The organism is Pseudomonas sp. HB05 (assembly GCF_016756915.1).
GTDB lineage: Bacteria > Pseudomonadota > Gammaproteobacteria > Pseudomonadales > Pseudomonadaceae > Aquipseudomonas > Aquipseudomonas alvandae.
The window spans coordinates 45,140-62,506 of record NZ_JAESPG010000014.1; the positions used below are offsets into that span (position 1 = coordinate 45,140).

A 17,367-nucleotide genomic window follows, 5' to 3' on the forward strand; every position below is an offset into this window, starting at 1 on the left:
AGAACCACTGTGGGAGCGAGCTTGCTCGCGATAGGGCCCTTCCAGTCACCGTCAATCTTTACTTGCGCAACAACCGCAACCCATTGAACACCACCAGCAAACTCACCCCCATGTCGGCAAACACCGCCATCCACATGGTCGCCAGCCCGGCGAAGGTCACGCCGAGGAAAACCGCCTTGATAACCAACGCCAGGGCGATGTTCTGCTTGAGAATGCTCGAGGTCTGCCGCGACAGCCGGATGAACGCCGGAATCTTGCGCAGATCGTCATCCATCAAGGCAACGTCGGCGGTTTCGATGGCCGTGTCGGTGCCGGCCGCCGCCATGGCGAAACCGATTTCCGAGCGGGCCAGGGCCGGGGCGTCGTTGATGCCGTCGCCGACCATGCCGACCCGGTGGCCTTGGGCATACAGATTTTCGATGGCGTGCAGCTTGTCCTCCGGCAGCAGGTCGCCACGGGCCTGATCGATGCCGACCTGCTGGGCGATCGCCTCGGCGGTGTGGGCGTTGTCGCCCGTCAGCATCAATGTCTTGATACCCAGTCCGTGCAATTGCCGGATGGCTTCGCGGCTGGAATCCTTCACGGTGTCGGCGACGGCAAACAGCGCCAAGGGCTTTGTGCTGTCGAGCAGCAGCACCACGGACTTGCCTTGCTTTTCCAGGGCGAAGAGTTGCTCTTCCAGTTCCGGGGAACACAGGCCGAGATCTTCCACGAGGCGGTGATTGCCCAAGTGATAGGTCTGGCCGCCGATGTCGCCACGAACACCGCGCCCGGCCAGCGCGGCGAAGTTATCCACAGCATGCTGCGCCAGTGGTTTATCCACAGCCGCCTCGGCAATCGCCCGGGAAACCGGGTGGTCCGAGCGTGCCGCGAGGCTGGCGGCCAAGGCTGGGACGGTGGCTTCCGTGGTCGGGTCCAGCAGCACGTAATCGGTCTGTACCGGCTTGCCGTGGGTGATGGTGCCGGTCTTGTCCAGGGCCAGGTAATCGAGCTTGTGGCCGCCTTCAAGATAGACGCCACCCTTGACCAATATGCCTTTGCGCGCCGCTGCTGCCAGGCCGCTGACGATGGTCACCGGGGTGGAAATCACCAGCGCGCAAGGACAGGCGACCACCAGCAGGACCAGCGCGCGATAGATCCAGTCGAACCAGCTCGCGCCCATGAACAGCGGTGGGATGATCGCCACGGCCAGGGCCAGGGCAAACACCGCCGGGGTGTAGACTTTCGAGAATCGATCGACGAAGCGCTGGGTAGGCGCCCTGGAACCTTGGGCCTGTTCCACAGCGTGGATGATTCGCGCCAGGGTCGATTGATCGGCAGCGGCGGTGACCGTGTATTCCAGTTCGCCGGCCTGGTTGATGGTGCCGGCGAAGACTTTATCGCCCACGGTTTTTTCCACCGGCAGGCTCTCACCGGTGATGGGCGCCTGGTCAATGGTCGAGCGCCCGGCGACCACGTCACCGTCCAGCCCAACCCGTTCGCCAGGACGAAGCCGTACCCTGGCACCGAGGGCAATGGTCTTCACGTCCTCTACCTGCCACGTGCCATCGGCCTGTTGCACCGTGGCTTGTTCCGGCGCCATTTGCATCAGGCCGCTGATGGCGTTGCGTGCGCGATCGAGGGATTTGGCTTCGATCAGTTCGGCCACGGTGAACAGGAACATCACCATCGCCGCCTCCGGCCATTGGCCGATCAGCACGGCGCCGGTCACCGCGATGCTCATCAAGGCGTTGATGTTCAGGTTGAGGTTTTTCAGGGCAATCCAACCCTTCTTATACGTGCCGAGACCGCCGCTAAGAATCGAGACCAATGCAACCAACGCGACCACCCAGTTCGGCGCGGCGTTGGTGAAGTGAATCACCTCGGCAGCCAGTGCCGTGACGCCGGACAACGCCAGTGGCCACCAGGGCTTCGCTGGGGCAGGCAAGTTATTGGTCGGCTTTTCCTGGCCGGCCGCCAGTGGCTCCGCCTGCATCCCGAGGGATTTGATGGCCTTGATGATGGGGGCATCGCTGGGCAAATCATGGGTCACGCCCAGCACGCGGTTGATCAGGTTGAATTCCAGCTGCTGCACGCCTTCGAGCTTGCCGAGTTTGTTCTGGATCAGCGTCTGCTCGGTGGGGCAGTCCATGGCTTCGATGCGAAAACTGCTCAGCCGCGCACCGTCCGTCGGCGTTTTGCCGAGGCTGACCACCGACGGTGCCGCTTTCGAGGCGCAGCAGGAGTGCCCATGGGCGTGGCCGTGGTCGGGTTTGTGGATGTGAAGGGAATCGCTCATCGGAAGATGTCCGTAAAAAGTGCCTGTTGCGCAGTAAAGACCCTGTAGCCACTATAGGGTCAAGCACCTATTTTCGGAGGCCACACCATGAAGATCGGAGAACTGGCGAAAATCACCGACTGCCAGGTCGAGACCATCCGCTACTACGAGCGCGAAGGCCTGCTGCCGGAACCGGCCCGCAGCGACGGTAATTATCGCGTTTATACCCAAGCCCACGCCGAGCGGCTGACGTTCATCCGCAACTGCCGCACCCTGGACATGACCCTCGAAGAAATCCGCAGCCTCCTGGCCTTGCGCGACAGTCCCCAGGATCAGTGCGAGAGCGTCAACGCCCTGATCGACGAGCACATCGACCACGTCAAGGCGCGCATCGATGGCCTGATGGCCTTGCAGGCGCAACTGATCGACCTGCGCCATCGCTGCGGCGAAGGGCCGGACCTGGATCAATGCGGGATCCTGCAACGGTTGGAAGTGAGCGGCGCGGTGGCGCCGGAGGTGGAGCATTCACATGTGGGCAGGAGTCATGGGCATTGAACTGGTATTTGAACAAAGGAGAACCAATGTGGGAGCGAGCTTGCTCGCGATAGCAACCTATCAGTCAACATTGATGTTGAATGTACTGGACCTATCGCGAGCAAGCTCGCTCCCACAGGGGGGGATGGCGGTGTCTTTCAGACCGCCATCGGCGCGGTCATCGGCGCGTGGTGCTGGTAGCCTTCGAGGGAGAAATCGCCCGGCTCCACTTGCTCCAGCCACTCCGGCTGGTAAAAACCGGTCTTGGCAAACTCCGGCACTCGCTCGGAAATCACCAGCTTGGGCATCGGGAACGGCTCGCGGGTGAGCTGTTCGTTGAGCATGTCCAAGTGGTTTTCGTAGACGTGGGCGTCGCCGATGAAATAGGTGAACCAGCGCGGCGTGTAGCCGGTCAGGCGCCCGATCAGGCTCAGCAGCGCGGCGCCTTCGGTGAGGTTGAACGGCGTGCCCAGGCCCAGGTCGTTGGAGCGGATGTAGAGGGTCAGGGAAATTTCCCGGGTCTCGACATTCGGGTGGAACTGGTAGAGCAGATGGCACGGCGGCAGGGCCATTTCATCGAGCTGGGCGCAGTTCCAGCCGTGGAACAGGATGCGCCGGCTGCCCGGGTCCTTGATGATGGTGTCGACGCACTGGCGAACCTGGTCGATGGCCTTGTACAGCACCACGTAGGCCTGGCCGTTTTCTTCGCCCTCGGCGATCTGCCGGTAACCCTGGGCCAGCGTCTGCTCGATGGCCGCCTGGTTGTTCAGGGAGATCTGCTTGTAGGCCGGCCATTTGCGCCACTGCACGCCGTAGATCTCGCCCAGGTCGTCTTCACCCTGGCGGAACGGGTTGGCCAGCCACTGGGCGTTTTCGTTGGCGTTCTGGTCCCAGACCTTGCAGCCCAAGGCGCGAAATTCAGCGGCATTGTTCACGCCACGCAGGAAACCGCACATTTCGCCGATGGCCGATTTGAAGGCCATCTTGCGGGTGGTGATGGCGGGAAAGCCTTCCTTCAAGTCATAGCGCAGCATGGCGCCGGGGAAGCTGATGGTGTTCACGCCGGTGCGGTTGGCTTGCTTGGTGCCGTTCTTGATGACGTGGGCCACCAGATCGAGATATTGCTTCATGGGTTACCTGTGTCCTTGAACCCGGGGCCAGCGCCCCGGGGTTCGAATTTAAACTTTGGCGGCGGCAGCCGGCGCGCGACGATAGGCCAGCCAGATCAGCGCGAGGCCACCGATGATCATCGGCAGGCACAGCACCTGGCCCATGGTCAGCCAGTTCCACGCCAGATAGCCGAGCTGGGCATCCGGGACGCGGACGAATTCGACGATGAAGCGGAAGATGCCATAGAACAGGGCGAACATGCCCGACACCGCCATGGTTGGCCGCGGCTTGCGCGAGAACAGCCAGAGAATCAGGAAGAGTGCCACGCCTTCGAGGGCGAATTGATAGAGCTGCGACGGGTGGCGCGGCAACTGCGCCGGGTCGCTGAAGGGTGGGAAGATCATCGCCCACGGCACGTCGGTCGGCTTGCCCCACAATTCGGCATTGATGAAGTTGCCGATGCGCCCGGCGCCCAGGCCGATCGGCACCATCGGCGCGACGAAGTCCATCAGTTCGAAAAACGACTTGTTGTTGCGCTTGCCGAACCACAACGCCGCCAGCATCACGCCGATGAACCCGCCGTGGAACGACATGCCGCCCTTCCAGACTTCGAAAATCAGCGTCGGGTTGGCCAGGTAGGCGCTCAGGTCGTAGAACAGCACATAGCCCAGGCGTCCGCCGACGATCACGCCCATGGACAGCCAGAACACCAGGTCGGAGAGCTTTTCCTTGTTCCAGGTCGGGTCGAAGCGGTTGAGCCGGCGCGACGCCAGCAGCCAGGCACCGCCGATGCCGATCAGGTACATCAGGCCGTACCAGTGGATTTTCAGCGGGCCGATGGCCAGGGCCACCGGATCGATCTGCGGGTAAGGCAGCATTGATATTCCTCGTAAACGTCAAAAATACCCGGGCGACGCTGCCACCTCGGGATTAAGCCAGGATTGCGTCAGAGCAGGAAACTCAAGCCCACGCTGAACAGCAAAGCGGCGAACAACCGTTTGAGCAAGCGCGGTGACAGGCGATGGGCCAGCCGCGCGCCGACGCGGGCGAAGACCATGCTCGTCAGGGCGATCCCCAGCAGGGCAGGCAGATACACAAAACCGAGACTATGGGGCGGTAACAGCGGATCGTGCCACCCCAGAATCATGAAACTTAGCGCACTGACCAGGGCGATCGGCAGCCCGCAGGCCGAGGAAGTCGCCACCGCTTGTTGCATCGGTACGCTGCGCCAGGTCAGGAATGGCACGGTCAGCGAACCGCCGCCGATGCCGAAAATCGCCGAGGCCCAGCCAACGACCGTGCCGGCCAGGGTCAGCCCGACCTTGCCCGGCACCGTGCGGCTGGCCTTGGGCTTGAAGTCCAGGGCCAGTTGCGCAGCGACGAGCATGGCGAACACACCGATGATTTTTTGCAGGTGCGGGCCGGAAATGGCTTCGGCGGTAAGCGCGCCGAAACCGGCGCCGATCAGGATCCCGACGGTCATCCAGGCGAAGATCAGCCAGCGCACCGCGCCTTTGCGATGATGTTCGCGCACGGCGTTGACCGACGTGAAGATGATCGACGCCAGGGAGGTACCGACGGCCAGGTGCGTCAACACCTGCGGATCGAAACCCTGCAAGGTGAAACTGAACACCAGCACCGGGACGATGATCATTCCGCCCCCCACGCCGAACAGCCCGGCCAGCACGCCGGCGCAGGCGCCGAGCAGCAGATAGAGCAAAAATTCCACCAGCGTCGCCTCGACCATCGCAAATAAGAGCGGCATGGTAACGGATCGAGGGCATCTGGCTCCACTGAAGGCGATGGATGCCGGGGCAATGTATGAGTAGAGTGGCAAAGATCGCTGTCCCTGTGGCGAGGGGATTTATCCCCGCTGGGCTACGAAGTAGCCCCTGGACCTTCAATTTGGTCAACTGATATACCGAGTTGCCGGAGCTTGGGGCCGCTGCGCAGCCCAAACGGGGATAAATCCCCTCGCCACAAAAGCGCTGCTCGGTTTTATCCCATAACAGGACAACCTGATGTGCCTGATCGTATTTGCCTGGCGCCCTGGCCACGCCCAGCCGCTGATCGTGGCGGCCAACCGCGACGAGTTCTACGCCCGGCCGACCTTGCCCCTGGCCCAGTGGCCTGACGCGCCCCATGTCCACGCCGGTCGTGACCTGGAGGCTGGCGGCACCTGGCTGGGTGTGGGCGCCGACGGTCGCTTTGCGGCCCTGACAAACATCCGCGATCCAGGCCAGTTGCCGGCCTTCAAGTCCCGCGGCGAGCTGGTGGCGCGGTTCCTGGCCGGGACTCTGTCGATTACTGATTACCTAAGCGAAGTGGTGCCACGTGCCGGCGAGTACGGTGGTTTTAACCTGCTGCTTGGCGACGGTACGGAGCTTTGGCACTACAACGCCCGCGATACCCGGCCGCAACAGTTGGCCGAAGGGGTCTACGGCGTGTCCAACGCCGGGCTGAACACGCCCTGGCCAAAGTTGCTCAAGGCTCGAACGGCATTGAGCGAAGTGCTGGACGATCCGCAGCCCCAGGCCTTGCTGGCGCTGTTGAACGACCCGCAACCTGCGCCAGTGGCTGAACTGCCGGACACGGGGGTGGGGTTGGCGACGGAGATGCTGCTGTCGAGTGTGTTTATTGCCAGCCCGGCCTACGGAACGCGGGCGAGTACGGCGCTGATCGTCCATGCCGATGGGACGCGGCAGATGGTCGAGCGCAGTTTCGGGCCCCATGGGGGGCATTTGGGGGAGGTGGAGCTGCTCGTTTAATGCCGACGATATCCCGTGGCGAGGGAGCTTGCTCCCGCTGGGCTACGAAGTAGCCCCAAAGCTTTTGGGCGGGCTTCGCCCGCCAGCGGGAGCAAGCTCCCTCGCCACAAATGCTCGCCGCAGGATTTAGAGCGTCTTGCTCGACGCCGGATTGATCATCCGCGCCAGCCCAAGGTTCTTCAGCGCCAACTGCAAGGAACTATGAATCACCTGCGGATTGTCGATGGTCATCAGCTCCGCCAGCAGTTCCTGGGCCTTGCTGAGGTTGATCTGGCGCAGCATCCATTTCACTTTCGGCAGGTTGGTGGCGTTCATCGACAGGCTGTCGAAACCCATCGCCATGAGCAGCACCGCCGCCGCCGGGTCACCGGCCATTTCGCCGCAGATGCTCACCGGCTTGCCTTCGGCATGGGCGTCGCGCACCACGGTCTGCAAGGCTTGCAGCACCGCCGGGTGGAGGTAATCGTAGAGGTCGGCCACCCGTGGATTGTTGCGGTCCACGGCGAGCAAGTACTGGGTCAGGTCGTTGGACCCTACCGAGAGGAAGTCCACCTGCCGCGCCAGTTCCTTGGTCTGGTACACCGCTGCCGGAATTTCGATCATCACCCCGACTGGCGGCATCGGCACGTCGGTGCCTTCATCGCGCACTTCGCCCCAGGCCCGGTGGATCAGGTGCAGGGCTTCTTCCAGTTCATGGGTGCCGGAAATCATCGGCAACAGGATGCGCAGGTTATTCAAGCCTTCGCTGGCCTTGAGCATGGCGCGGGCCTGGACCAGGAAGATCTCCGGATGGTCGAGCGTCACGCGAATGCCGCGCCAGCCAAGGAAGGGGTTGTCTTCCTTGATCGGGAAATAGGACAGGGACTTGTCGCCGCCGATGTCCAGGCTGCGCATGGTTACCGGTTGCGGGTGGAACGCGGCCAGTTGCTCGCGGTAGATCGCCAGCTGTTCCTTTTCGCTGGGGAAGCGCTGGTTGATCATGAATGGCACTTCGGTGCGGTAAAGGCCTACGCCTTCGGCGCCACGCTTCTGTGCCCGGGCCACGTCGGCCAGCAGGCCGGTGTTGACCCACAGCGGCATGCGGTGGCCGTCGAGGGTCACGCACGGCAGGTCCCGCAGCGCATCCAGGCCCAGGGACAGTTGCTTTTCTTCCTCCACCACATCGGCGAACTGCTTGCGCAGCACGTCGCTGGGGTTGGTATAGACCTCGCCATGGTAGCCATCGACGATCATCTGGATGCCGTCGACCTTCGAGTACGGCAGGTCCACCAGGCCCATCACCGTCGGGATGCCCATGGCCCGGGCCAGGATCGCCACGTGGGAGTTGCCCGAGCCCAATACCGAGACCAGCCCCGCCAGCTTGCCTTCGGGGACTTCGCCGAGCATGGCCGGGGTCAGCTCTTCACTGACCAGGATGGTGTTGTCGGGGTAGACCAGGGTCTGCTGGCGCTCTTGCTGCAAGTAGGCCAGCAGTCGGCGGCCAAGGTCCTTGACGTCCGAGGCGCGCTCGCGCAGGTAGGCGTCGTCCATCAGTTCGAAACGGTTGACGTGGTCGGTCACCACCTGGCGCAGCGCGCCCTGGGCCCATTGGCCGGTCTTGATGACCGTGGTGACTTCGCTGCCCAGAGAGGCATCGTCGAGCATCATCAGGTAGACGTCGAACAGTGCCCGTTCTTCCGGGCGCAACTGCGTCGCCAGCTTCGCCGACAAGGCGCGCATGTCGGCCCGCACGCCTTCGATGGCGGTCTTGAACAACCCCAGCTCGGCGTCGATGTCGCTGATGGCCTTGTCCGGCACCACGTCGAGGTCGGCGGGCGGCAACATGACCACCGCCGTGCCCACCGCCGCGCCCGGTGAACCCGGCACGCCGACGAACTTGGCTTCCTGGATGCCCTTGCCCTGGCGACCCAGGCCGCTGATCGAGCCAGTGGCCTCGGCGTGGGCGATAACCCCGGCCAGTTGCGCGCTCATGGTCACGAGGAAGGCTTCTTCACCTTCGTCGAACTGGCGGCGCTCTTTTTGCTGGATGACCAACACGCCGACGACGCGGCGGTGGTGAATGATCGGTGCGCCAAGGAACGAGGCGTAGCGCTCTTCGCCCGTTTCGGCAAAGTAGCGGTAGCGCGGGTGATCCGCGGCGTTTTCGAGGTTCAGGGGTTCTTCGCGCGTGCCGACCAGGCCGACCAGGCCTTCATTGGGGGCCATGCTGACCTTGCCGATGGAGCGCTTGTTCAAGCCCTCGGTGGCCATCAGCACGAAACGGTTGGTCTCGGGATCAAGCAGGTAGACCGAGCAGACTTGGCTGCCCATGGCCTCTTTGACGCGCAACACAATAATCCCCAACGCCGCCTTGAGATCCTTGGCGGAGTTAACTTCCTGGACGATCTTGCGCAGCGTATTGAGCATGGCTCGGGGTCGAACTCCGTCGTCAGTCGCGCGTCAGCAGGCGCGGGGCAAGCTCTTTAAGGGCGCGTCGATACACCTCGCGCTTGAATGTCACCACCTGGCCCAACGGATACCAATAGCTGACCCAGCGCCAGCCATCGAACTCCGGTTTACCGGTCAAATCCATCCGCACCCGCTGCTCGTTGGAGATCAGGCGCAGGAGAAACCATTTCTGCTTCTGGCCGATGCACAGCGGCTGGCTGTGCGTCCTGACCAGGCGTTGCGGCAAACGATAGCGCAACCAGCCTCGGGTGCAGGCGAGTATCTCAACATCCTCTCGCTCCAGCCCGACTTCTTCATTCAACTCGCGGTACAAGGCCTCTTCCGGCGTCTCCTGGGGATTGATCCCACCCTGGGGAAACTGCCAGGCGTCTTGATTGATACGGCGTGCCCATAGCACCTGCCCAGCATCATTCGTAAGAATGATCCCCACATTGGGACGGAAACCATCGGGATCGATCACGGCAACAACCTCGCAAACGCATGTCGCCGCATTGTTCCACAAAGGTTGTGAAAGCAGCAACGAGCGTCCCTAGCTTATGTGCACTCTTGTGAAAAGTCCGTATTCTGGACGCCTTTCTTCAGAATTTTCAGCGAGTAACTGCAATGCGGCTGGCTTTATTCGACTTGGACAATACGCTGTTGGGCGGCGACAGCGACCACGCCTGGGGCGATTACCTGTGTGAGCGCGGGTTCCTCGACGCTGTTACATACAAGGCGCGCAACGACGCGTTCTACCAGGACTACCTGGCCGGCAAGCTCGACAATGCCGAATACCTGAACTTCTGCCTGGAAATCCTCGGCCGCACCGAGATGGAAGTACTGGCGCAGTGGCATCTTGACTACATGCGCGACTGCATCGAGCCGATCGTGTTGCCCCAAGCCATCGAACTGTTGAAAAAGCACCGCGACGCTGGCGATAAACTGGTGATCATCACCGCCACCAACCGCTTCGTCACCGCCCCGATTGCTGAACGCCTGGGGGTCGAGACCCTGATCGCCACCGAATGCGAAATGATCGACGGGCGCTACAGCGGACGCAGCACCGATATCCCGTGTTTCCGCGAAGGTAAGGTGACCCGACTGAACCGTTGGCTGGAGGAGACCGGCTATTCGCTGGAGGACAGCTACTTCTATAGCGACTCGATGAATGACTTGCCGCTATTGGAAGCGGTGACGCATCCGGTGGCGGTGGATCCGGATCCGAACCTGCGGGCCGAGGCCGAGAAGCGGGGTTGGCCGGTGATCAGCCTGCGGGACTGAGTGCTTCGGCGCCCACCGTAGATCGTCAGGTGGGCTGGCCTCAAGCGGGCTTGGCCACCATCAAATAGAAAATCGCCATGAATGCCAGGAACGCTGGCCAGCCCAGCGCAAACCACCAGCGCATGTAAGTGGCGGCTTTGATCGGCATGGGCGTGCCGTCCCGCAAGGCGTGCTCGGCCATTTTGTGTACGCGGATCTGCAACCAGACCACCGGCAGCCAACAGGCGCCCGCCAGGCAATAAAGGCCGATGCTCCACATCAACCAGCTCTGCTGCAATGGCCAGCCGGCGATGTGCACCAGGGCCAGGCCGCTCAGTGGCTGGAACACGGCGGTCGTGGCGGTGAACGCCCAATCGGCGAAGACCAGATGCCTGAAGGTGACGGCAATGACTTCAAGCTTGCCGCTGCGCCAGGCCCGAAGCGCGTAGTAGGCAGACCCGGCGCCCAGGCCGAACAGGACGGTCGAAGACAGGATGTGCAGGGTTTTCAGTAGCAGGTAAATGCTCATTGGCGGGGTTCGGTCCAAAGCAGCCATAAAGTCGCGACTATCAACACCAGGTTCTTGGCGACAGCCGCATAAGGGTCGAACCAATAGTGCGGCAGGATAAAGCTGATGCACAGCGTGTAGCCGAGCATCAATCCCAACTGCAGCCGCAATGCCTGGCGTCGCCAACGCTGGAGCAACATGCCCACGCCCAGCGCACCGTCGCACAGCGCGCCGCTGACCACCGCAAGCTTCGCCCAGGTGCCGTAGACGCCGGCTTCGGCCAGGATGCGCAAGCCCCAGTCGTAGCCGGGGCCGAGGCACACCGCGGCGGTTCCCAGCCAGATAAGTGCCAGTACGGCGAACATCAATGGACGAATAGCCCGAAGGCTGCTTTGGGCGATCGTCGGCCATTCATGCAGGCAGGTTTGCACCGGGGCGGCGCGATAGCCGCAGACTGAAGCGAGTACCGCAGGGTCAGCCAGGTTGTCCCGTTGCGCCAGCGCCACGCTTTGCCGGTTCAGGGCGCGCCAGCCGAACCGATCCCCCATCCGGCTGCCCACTTCGGTCAACAAGGTCGGCGCTCGCAGGTAGCGCGCTGGCGGCCAACCTTGGGCGGCTCGCAAACGGTCGATAAGCTGCGCCAGGGTCATCGGCTCTGGCCCCACCAATGGCAGCACCACCGACTCGGTTGGCCAGTGCCGCAGGAGGGCGAGGACTGCGCCGGCCAGGTCATCGATGTGCACGGGTTGAATACGGGCTTTCAGATCCAGCAAGGGGATCACCGGCCAAGGCGAAAGTCCTGCCAGCCAACCGCTGCTTGCGCCGCCCGGTCCCAGCACCAACGACGGTCGCAGCACAACGGAAACATTGTTCAAGCCGGACAAGTATTCGTCGGCCATGCCTTTGCTGTTCAGAAAGGGCACGTCGGATTGGGCACTCGCTCCCAGCGCGGAGATCTGCAGGACCGGTACGCCCCGGCGTGCGGCCTGGTCGAACAGCGCTCGGGCGCCGTGATCCTGGACCAGGCTCAGCGCTTGAGTATCAACGCTCAACAGGCCGGCAGCGTTGATCAGCAAGTCGACGTCGTCGGGGAACGAAAAATGCCCGGGATCGCTCGCCAGCAAGCCGAGATCCAGCGCCAGCCATTCGACTCCGGGCCAGCTCGATGCTCGTGCCTGGCGGCTTGTTGCGATGATCGAATGGCCGGCGCCGTGCAGCGCTCGCAGCAGATTGCCGCCGATAAAGCCGCCGCCACCCACCAGCAAAATCTTCATGGCGATCCTTGTCGCTTAGATCGGCTTGGCGCCCATCAAGGCGGCAATGGACAGGAAACCGATCCCACTGATGATCGCCAGCACCCAGGTGAATTTGCCGCCACCGCCGCTGGCCGTTCGCTGACGATTGAGCCGTGCCAACAGCCAGAAAACGCTGAGCGCCGCCACGGTATAGATAACGCTGGAGCCCAGCAGCCAGGTTTGGCCCAGCGGCCAGCCCACCAGATGGACGAGCCACCAGCCGGTAAACGGCATGCTCAGCATGCAGAGCAGCATCACGCCCCAGGCGAACAGCCATGGGCGCCGCAGCGTGCAGGTCGGCCCCTCGCTGCGCTTGCGCCAGGCCAGGACGGCCAGGCTCACACCGCAAGCCAGCAGAACGACCGTGGCTGCGACGTGCAGCACTTTCAAGGTCAGCAGAGTTTCCATGGGTTTTTCCTTGAGCCGATGTCCTTGAGCGTAGCCTCTCAACCAAGAAACAGCTGATAGGCCGGATTGTCGCTCTCATCCCAGTACGGATAACCGATTTCTTCCAGGGCGGCCGGCACGAGGTGGCGTTCATCATGGGGTACTTGCAGCCCGGCGACGACACGGCCATCCGCCGCGCCATGGTTGCGGTAGTGGAACATCGAGATATTCCAACGACCGCCCAGCTTGTTGAGGAAGTTGAACAGTGCCCCCGGACGCTCCGGGAATTCGAAACGCAGGACCACTTCGTCAATGACGTGAGCCGCGTGGCCACCGACCATGTGGCGAATGTGCAGCTTGGCCAGTTCGTTGTCGGTCAGGTCCAGCACCGGGAAGCCCTGCTCGGTCAGGCTGGCGATCAGCTTGCTGCGTGGGTCGTTTTCCGGGTGCGTCTGCACGCCAACGAAGATGTGCGCTTCGCTGCCAGTGTTGTAGCGGTAGTTGAATTCGGTGATCTGGCGTTTGCCGATGGCCTCGCAGAAAGCCTTGAAGCTGCCTGGCTTCTCGGGAATGGTCACGGCGATGATCGCTTCGCGGCCTTCACCCAGTTCGGCGCGCTCGGCCACGTGGCGCAGGCGGTCGAAGTTGACGTTGGCGCCGGAGTCGATGGCCACCAGGGTCTGGCCGCTGATGCTGCGCGTCTCGACGTATTTCTTGATCCCGGCAACGCCCAGGGCGCCGGCAGGTTCGGTAATCGAGCGGGTATCGTCGTAGATATCCTTGATCGCAGCGCAGATCTCGTCAGTGCTGACGGTGATGACCTCATCCACGTAGTGTTTGCAGATATCAAAGGTGTGCTGGCCGATCTGCGCCACGGCCACGCCATCGGCGAACAGGCCCACGGTGGGCAGGACCACGCGCTCGCCAGCGGCCATGGCCGCTTGCAGGCAGTTGGAATCGTCGGGCTCGACGCCGATGATCTTGATCTCCGGACGCAGGTATTTCACATAGGCCGCGATCCCTGCGATCAGCCCGCCACCGCCCACCGGGACGAAAATCGCATCGAGGCGCCCCGGGTGCTGGCGCAGGATTTCCATCGCCACCGTGCCCTGCCCGGCAATGGTGTGAGGATCGTCGTATGGGTGGATGTAGACGTAGCCCTTTTCGTCCACCAGCTTTAGCGAATAGGCCAGGGCTTCAGGGAACGAGTCGCCATGCAGCACCACTTTGCCGCCACGGGAGCGCACGCCTTCGACCTTGATTTCCGGCGTGGTCTTGGGCATGACGATGGTGGCTTTCACCCCCAGCACCTTGGCGGCCAGCGCCAGGCCCTGGGCATGGTTGCCCGCCGACGCCGTGACCACGCCGCGGGCGCGCTCTTCGTCGCTGAGCTGGGTCAGCTTGTTGTAGGCCCCGCGAATCTTGAACGAGAACACCGGTTGCAAGTCTTCGCGCTTGAGCCAGACCTCGTTGCCCAGCCGCTCGGAGAGCTGGCGAGCGGTCTGCAGCGGGGTTTCCACGGCAACGTCGTAAACGCGCGAGGTGAGGATCTTTTTGACGTACTGTTCAAGCATCGGAAGCATCACTGAGCGGGTTGGGCAGGGCCAAGGAGTCTAACCCGGCTTTTGGCCGGGCGACCACACGAATTAAGGCACTTTGGGCGCAGAAGCCCCCGTGGCGAGGGAGCTTGCTCCCGCTGGGTCGCGCAGCGGCCCCAGAAAAAGCGATGAGCGCTTCGCACTCAAGCGGGAGCAAGCTCCCTCGCCACGGTTTCTACGCCTATAATGCCGGCCTTTCGTTCCCTCTCGGCACCTTCGGAGCCCGCATGACCCAGGATCAACTCAAACAGGCCGTGGCCCAGGCCGCTGTCGACCTCATCCTCCCGAAACTGGATGACAAGAGCATCGTCGGGGTGGGCACCGGCTCTACCGCCAATTGCTTCATCGACGCGCTCGCGCAGCACAAGGGTGCGTTCGATGGCGCGGTCGCCAGCTCCGAAGCCACCGCCGCACGCCTCAAGGGCCACGGCATCCCGGTGTACGAGCTCAACACCGTGAGCGACCTGGAGTTCTACATCGATGGCGCCGACGAAAGCGATGCGCACCTGAACTTGATCAAGGGCGGCGGCGCGGCATTGACCCGTGAGAAAATCGTCGCGGCCGTCGCCAAGACGTTCATCTGCATCGCCGATGCCAGCAAGCTGGTGCCGGTGCTCGGCGCGTTCCCGCTGCCGGTGGAGGTCATCCCGATGGCTCGCAGCCACGTGGCGCGCCAGTTGGTGAAGCTGGGCGGCGACCCGGTGTATCGCGAGGGCGTGTTGACCGACAACGGCAACATCATCCTCGATGTGCACAACCTGCAGATCACCAATCCCGTGGAACTGGAAAGCCAGATCAATGCCATCGTCGGTGTGGTCACCAATGGCCTGTTCGCTGCCCGTCCGGCGGATGTGCTGTTGTTGGGGACTGCTGAAGGGGTGAAGACCCTGCGGGCTGAGTAAACGCCGGGCTGATTCAGCACCGAACCCTGTGGGAGCGAGCTTGCTCGCGATGGCAGTCTATCCGACACACTGCTGTTGGCTGACACACTGCCATCGCGAGTAAGCGCGCTCCCACATTGGTTTTCTCACATTAGGTTTTGTGGTGCATCAAGGCTGTGGCTTCTTGAACACATAGAACAGATTCGGCTCGCTCACCACGTACAGGTTGCCATCGTCGTCCATGGCCAGGCCTTCGGCCTGCGGTATGGTTTTTTCCAGTCCATGGCGACCCTTGTTCAACGACAGCGTACTCAGCGGTCGTCCGTCGATATCCAGCTCGATGATCAACCGCGACTCATCGGACAGGGCCAGCAAATGGCCGCTGCGTTCGTCGTATTGCAGGCTTGAGAGATCGCGGACAAACAATCCGGCGTCGCGCTTGGGGTTGTTGATCACATGAACTGCGTAGGATTTTTCCGGGTTGTGGTGGGGAAAACCGTGTACTTCATAAATCAGCATCGGGTCGCGCTCCTTGGCAACGAACAGGCGCTTGCCGATCGAGTCATAGGCCAACCCTTCGAAACCTTTGTTGCCGTTCATGTGTACGCCAAGCGTGATTTGCTCGGCGTCGGCCGCGTCGAGGAACCGGGTGTCTTCTTCCAGATGAATCTTGATCAGTCGTTGCTGGCGTTCATCAGTGATGACGTAGATGTTCTCACTGATGAATTCCACCGCTTCCGGGTCGCCGAAGCCGATCAGGGCGATGCGCCGCAGGACCTTGCCGTCCAGCGACAACTCGATCAGTTCGGCATTCTGATTGGTCACGGTGAACAAGCTCTTGCGGATCGGATCGTACGTCAGCGCCGACACATCATCGTCGAGTCCTTCGATGACCTGGGCTTGCACCGTGGTCTGATATTTATCCAAGGCAATGGCCTGCTCGCTACCGGTATGCCACAGGGTATTGATGTTGAACCAGGCGCGCTCGAACAGGCGCAGGTACTGTCCTGCGGTGATCAGTAGAACCAGCACGAACGTCAAGAGCACAAAAATAAGGGGCTTGGGGCGGGCGAGTCGACGCATGTGGTGTGGGCTCGGATAAGAACAGGTGGTTGGAAATACCACGACTGCCTGAACTGAAGCTTAATGGCTGTGTGCCACACCCTACAGCGAAGGACGATTTATCCTACAGAGTTCGCGCGATCAGCGTGTTTTTTCAAAACGATAGAACAGGTTGGGTTCGCTGACCAAGTAGATATTGCCTGCTTCATCGACAGTGACACCTTCGGCGCGCGGGATCGTGTCATTCAGGCCGTTGAAGCCGCCCAGCAGCGTCATGAAACTGACCTGATCACCTTTTTCGTCCAGTTCCAGCAGCAGATGGGAGTCGGCGGACAATACCAGCATATGGCCGGTGCGAGGATCGATCGCCAGGGCCGAGAGGTTGCGCAAATCCAGCTCGTTGCTCACATGGATCTGCTTGTCGCCCTTGAGCGATTGGCTGCCATCGCTTTTCCAGGTGAACAGGGCGGGTGGTCGCTCTTCACCCAGCACCAGTTGCTGGTTACGCGGATCCCAGACGACTGCCTCGAACCCTTTGTTCTGATTCTTGGACGGGCCAAGATCGTATTCAGGAAAGTCCTTGCGATTCAGCGCTTGCGTATGGGCATCGACCTGCACGATCGACAGGGTATGCTTTCGCTCATCCGTGATGGCCAGCAGGCCGTCTTCCATGTAGGCCACGCCTTCGGGATTACTCCAGCCCACCAAAGGCATTTTGCGCAGCACGTCGCCCTGCAGGCTCAGTTCCGCCAGGAACGGGTTCTTGCCCATGACTGCAAACAGCGTTTTGGTCTGCGGGTTGTAGGTCACGTCCGAGGCTTCGTCTTTTTCCATGCCAGGCAGGGGCTTGGCGTCGATCACGGCGCGGTAATCCGGGAGCCAGACACTTTCCTGGCGCTGGGCCGGGCTTTCGAAGCGTTCGGATACCCAAAGCAGGCCTCGGTCATCCCAATGCATTGCGAATGCCAGCCCGTAGGCAGCGACGGCTCCCAGCAACAGCCAGGCATACCAAGGCAAGCCAAAGCGAGCGCGTCGGGCGGAAGTGGGCAGGGTTTGGGTCTTGGCCATCGGGGATGCGTTCCAGAAATTCGCACGAGGGATTGGCAGGCTCAGATGCCGCGATCCCCGGAATTATCCGGATGGCATGTGAAAAAAACGGTAAATGGTAGGGCAGGCCTTCACCTATCCCCATGTGGGAGCGAGCTTGCTCGCGATAGCGGTGTGTCAGCCAACATTAAAGTGTCGGATAGACCGCTATCGCCCGCACTCACGCCCCCACA

16 protein-coding genes are annotated in these 17,367 nt (G+C 62.0%); 4 read left to right on the forward strand and 12 right to left on the reverse strand.

The genetic code is table 11. The features are described from left to right. Window positions 1-58: 58 nt before the first annotated feature. Window positions 59-2,278, reverse strand: a complete 2,220-nt coding sequence (locus JMN22_RS14275; RefSeq protein WP_198797026.1) for a heavy metal translocating P-type ATPase — start codon at window positions 2,276-2,278, stop codon at window positions 59-61. 87 nt (window positions 2,279-2,365) lie between these two features. On the opposite strand from JMN22_RS14275, the gene cadR reads away from it, so the two are divergent. Further along, window positions 2,366-2,812, forward strand: coding sequence for a Cd(II)/Pb(II)-responsive transcriptional regulator (gene cadR, locus JMN22_RS14280; RefSeq protein ID WP_030140536.1), 447 nt, complete (start codon window positions 2,366-2,368; stop codon window positions 2,810-2,812). Window positions 2,813-2,949: 137 nt separating this feature from the next. On the opposite strand, the gene JMN22_RS14285 is transcribed toward cadR, so the two are convergent. From JMN22_RS14285 to JMN22_RS14295, 3 genes are all read right to left on the reverse strand, one after another. Beyond that, entirely contained in the window at window positions 2,950-3,921 is a 972-nt protein-coding gene (locus JMN22_RS14285; RefSeq protein WP_198797027.1) for a thymidylate synthase, read from the reverse strand. Between the two features lie 48 nt (window positions 3,922-3,969). Then, window positions 3,970-4,779 (reverse strand): prolipoprotein diacylglyceryl transferase, encoded by an 810-nt coding sequence (gene lgt / locus JMN22_RS14290; RefSeq protein ID WP_030140534.1) that lies wholly within the window; start codon window positions 4,777-4,779, stop codon window positions 3,970-3,972. Between the two features lie 68 nt (window positions 4,780-4,847). Continuing rightward, the gene (locus JMN22_RS14295) at window positions 4,848-5,630 is read right to left on the reverse strand and encodes a sulfite exporter TauE/SafE family protein (RefSeq protein WP_198797091.1); all 783 of its coding nucleotides are present in this window, start codon (window positions 5,628-5,630) and stop codon (window positions 4,848-4,850) included. A 292-nt stretch (window positions 5,631-5,922) separates the two neighbouring features. Here JMN22_RS14295 and JMN22_RS14300 point away from each other — a divergent pair, with 292 nt between their 5' ends. Further along, entirely contained in the window at window positions 5,923-6,669 is a 747-nt protein-coding gene (locus tag JMN22_RS14300) for an NRDE family protein (RefSeq protein ID WP_198797028.1), read from the forward strand. Window positions 6,670-6,795: 126 nt separating this feature from the next. Here JMN22_RS14300 and ptsP read toward each other — a convergent pair whose 3' ends face one another. Beyond that, the gene (ptsP, locus tag JMN22_RS14305) at window positions 6,796-9,075 is read right to left on the reverse strand and encodes a phosphoenolpyruvate--protein phosphotransferase (RefSeq protein WP_030140531.1); all 2,280 of its coding nucleotides are present in this window, start codon (window positions 9,073-9,075) and stop codon (window positions 6,796-6,798) included. A gap of 22 nt (window positions 9,076-9,097) precedes the next feature. Continuing rightward, on the reverse strand, window positions 9,098-9,577 hold the full coding sequence (locus JMN22_RS14310; RefSeq protein WP_003186867.1) for an RNA pyrophosphohydrolase: 480 nt from the start codon (window positions 9,575-9,577) through the stop codon (window positions 9,098-9,100). A 143-nt stretch (window positions 9,578-9,720) separates the two neighbouring features. Here JMN22_RS14310 and JMN22_RS14315 point away from each other — a divergent pair, with 143 nt between their 5' ends. After that, complete coding sequence (locus tag JMN22_RS14315) at window positions 9,721-10,377, forward strand: HAD family hydrolase (RefSeq protein WP_030140530.1); 657 nt, start codon at window positions 9,721-9,723, stop codon at window positions 10,375-10,377. A 40-nt stretch (window positions 10,378-10,417) separates the two neighbouring features. Here JMN22_RS14315 and JMN22_RS14320 read toward each other — a convergent pair whose 3' ends face one another. Genes JMN22_RS14320 through ilvA form a run of 4 tightly spaced genes read right to left on the reverse strand, consistent with a single transcriptional unit; the run spans window position 10,418 to window position 14,120 of the window. After that, window positions 10,418-10,885 carry a DUF2269 family protein gene (locus JMN22_RS14320; protein ID WP_030140529.1) on the reverse strand — a complete coding sequence of 156 codons (468 nt, stop codon included), beginning with the start codon at window positions 10,883-10,885 and terminating at the stop codon, window positions 10,418-10,420. Beyond that, complete coding sequence (locus JMN22_RS14325) at window positions 10,882-12,138, reverse strand: SDR family oxidoreductase (RefSeq protein WP_030140528.1); 1,257 nt, start codon at window positions 12,136-12,138, stop codon at window positions 10,882-10,884. The genes JMN22_RS14320 and JMN22_RS14325 overlap by 4 nt, the downstream gene beginning before the upstream one ends. Window positions 12,139-12,153: 15 nt before the next feature. Next, window positions 12,154-12,567, reverse strand: coding sequence for a DUF2269 family protein (locus JMN22_RS14330; protein WP_030140527.1), 414 nt, complete (start codon window positions 12,565-12,567; stop codon window positions 12,154-12,156). Between the two features lie 38 nt (window positions 12,568-12,605). After that, window positions 12,606-14,120: a threonine ammonia-lyase, biosynthetic gene (ilvA, locus tag JMN22_RS14335; RefSeq protein WP_030140526.1), complete on the reverse strand. Its 1,515-nt coding sequence runs from the start codon at window positions 14,118-14,120 to the stop codon at window positions 12,606-12,608. 251 nt (window positions 14,121-14,371) lie between these two features. Between ilvA and rpiA the strand changes: the two genes are divergently transcribed. Continuing rightward, on the forward strand, window positions 14,372-15,046 hold the full coding sequence (gene rpiA / locus JMN22_RS14340; protein ID WP_030140525.1) for a ribose-5-phosphate isomerase RpiA: 675 nt from the start codon (window positions 14,372-14,374) through the stop codon (window positions 15,044-15,046). Window positions 15,047-15,193: 147 nt separating this feature from the next. Here rpiA and JMN22_RS14345 read toward each other — a convergent pair whose 3' ends face one another. Both JMN22_RS14345 and JMN22_RS14350 read right to left on the reverse strand, forming a co-directional pair. Then, a complete protein-coding gene (locus JMN22_RS14345) occupies window positions 15,194-16,108 on the reverse strand; it encodes an SdiA-regulated domain-containing protein (protein WP_030140524.1) in 915 nt (304 codons plus the stop codon). A 120-nt stretch (window positions 16,109-16,228) separates the two neighbouring features. Next, window positions 16,229-17,155: an SdiA-regulated domain-containing protein gene (locus JMN22_RS14350; RefSeq protein WP_030140523.1), complete on the reverse strand. Its 927-nt coding sequence runs from the start codon at window positions 17,153-17,155 to the stop codon at window positions 16,229-16,231. Window positions 17,156-17,367: the final 212 nt, after the last annotated feature.

What these genes read in the sequence shown, in the direction of transcription:
- JMN22_RS14320 (WP_030140529.1), bottom strand. Translation starts at nt 10,885, where the DNA reads ATGAGCATTTACCTGCTACTGAAAACCCTGCACATCCTGTCTTCGACC.
- JMN22_RS14285 (WP_198797027.1), bottom strand. Translation starts at nt 3,921, where the DNA reads ATGAAGCAATATCTCGATCTGGTGGCCCACGTCATCAAGAACGGCACC.
- JMN22_RS14350 (WP_030140523.1), bottom strand. Translation starts at nt 17,155, where the DNA reads ATGGCCAAGACCCAAACCCTGCCCACTTCCGCCCGACGCGCTCGCTTT.
- cadR (WP_030140536.1), top strand. Translation starts at nt 2,366, where the DNA reads ATGAAGATCGGAGAACTGGCGAAAATCACCGACTGCCAGGTCGAGACC.
- JMN22_RS14330 (WP_030140527.1), bottom strand. Translation starts at nt 12,567, where the DNA reads ATGGAAACTCTGCTGACCTTGAAAGTGCTGCACGTCGCAGCCACGGTC.
- JMN22_RS14275 (WP_198797026.1), bottom strand. Translation starts at nt 2,278, where the DNA reads ATGAGCGATTCCCTTCACATCCACAAACCCGACCACGGCCACGCCCAT.
- lgt (WP_030140534.1), bottom strand. Translation starts at nt 4,779, where the DNA reads ATGCTGCCTTACCCGCAGATCGATCCGGTGGCCCTGGCCATCGGCCCG.
- JMN22_RS14315 (WP_030140530.1), top strand. Translation starts at nt 9,721, where the DNA reads ATGCGGCTGGCTTTATTCGACTTGGACAATACGCTGTTGGGCGGCGAC.
- JMN22_RS14325 (WP_030140528.1), bottom strand. Translation starts at nt 12,138, where the DNA reads ATGAAGATTTTGCTGGTGGGTGGCGGCGGCTTTATCGGCGGCAATCTG.
- ilvA (WP_030140526.1), bottom strand. Translation starts at nt 14,120, where the DNA reads ATGCTTGAACAGTACGTCAAAAAGATCCTCACCTCGCGCGTTTACGAC.
- JMN22_RS14345 (WP_030140524.1), bottom strand. Translation starts at nt 16,108, where the DNA reads ATGCGTCGACTCGCCCGCCCCAAGCCCCTTATTTTTGTGCTCTTGACG.
- rpiA (WP_030140525.1), top strand. Translation starts at nt 14,372, where the DNA reads ATGACCCAGGATCAACTCAAACAGGCCGTGGCCCAGGCCGCTGTCGAC.
- JMN22_RS14300 (WP_198797028.1), top strand. Translation starts at nt 5,923, where the DNA reads ATGTGCCTGATCGTATTTGCCTGGCGCCCTGGCCACGCCCAGCCGCTG.
- ptsP (WP_030140531.1), bottom strand. Translation starts at nt 9,075, where the DNA reads ATGCTCAATACGCTGCGCAAGATCGTCCAGGAAGTTAACTCCGCCAAG.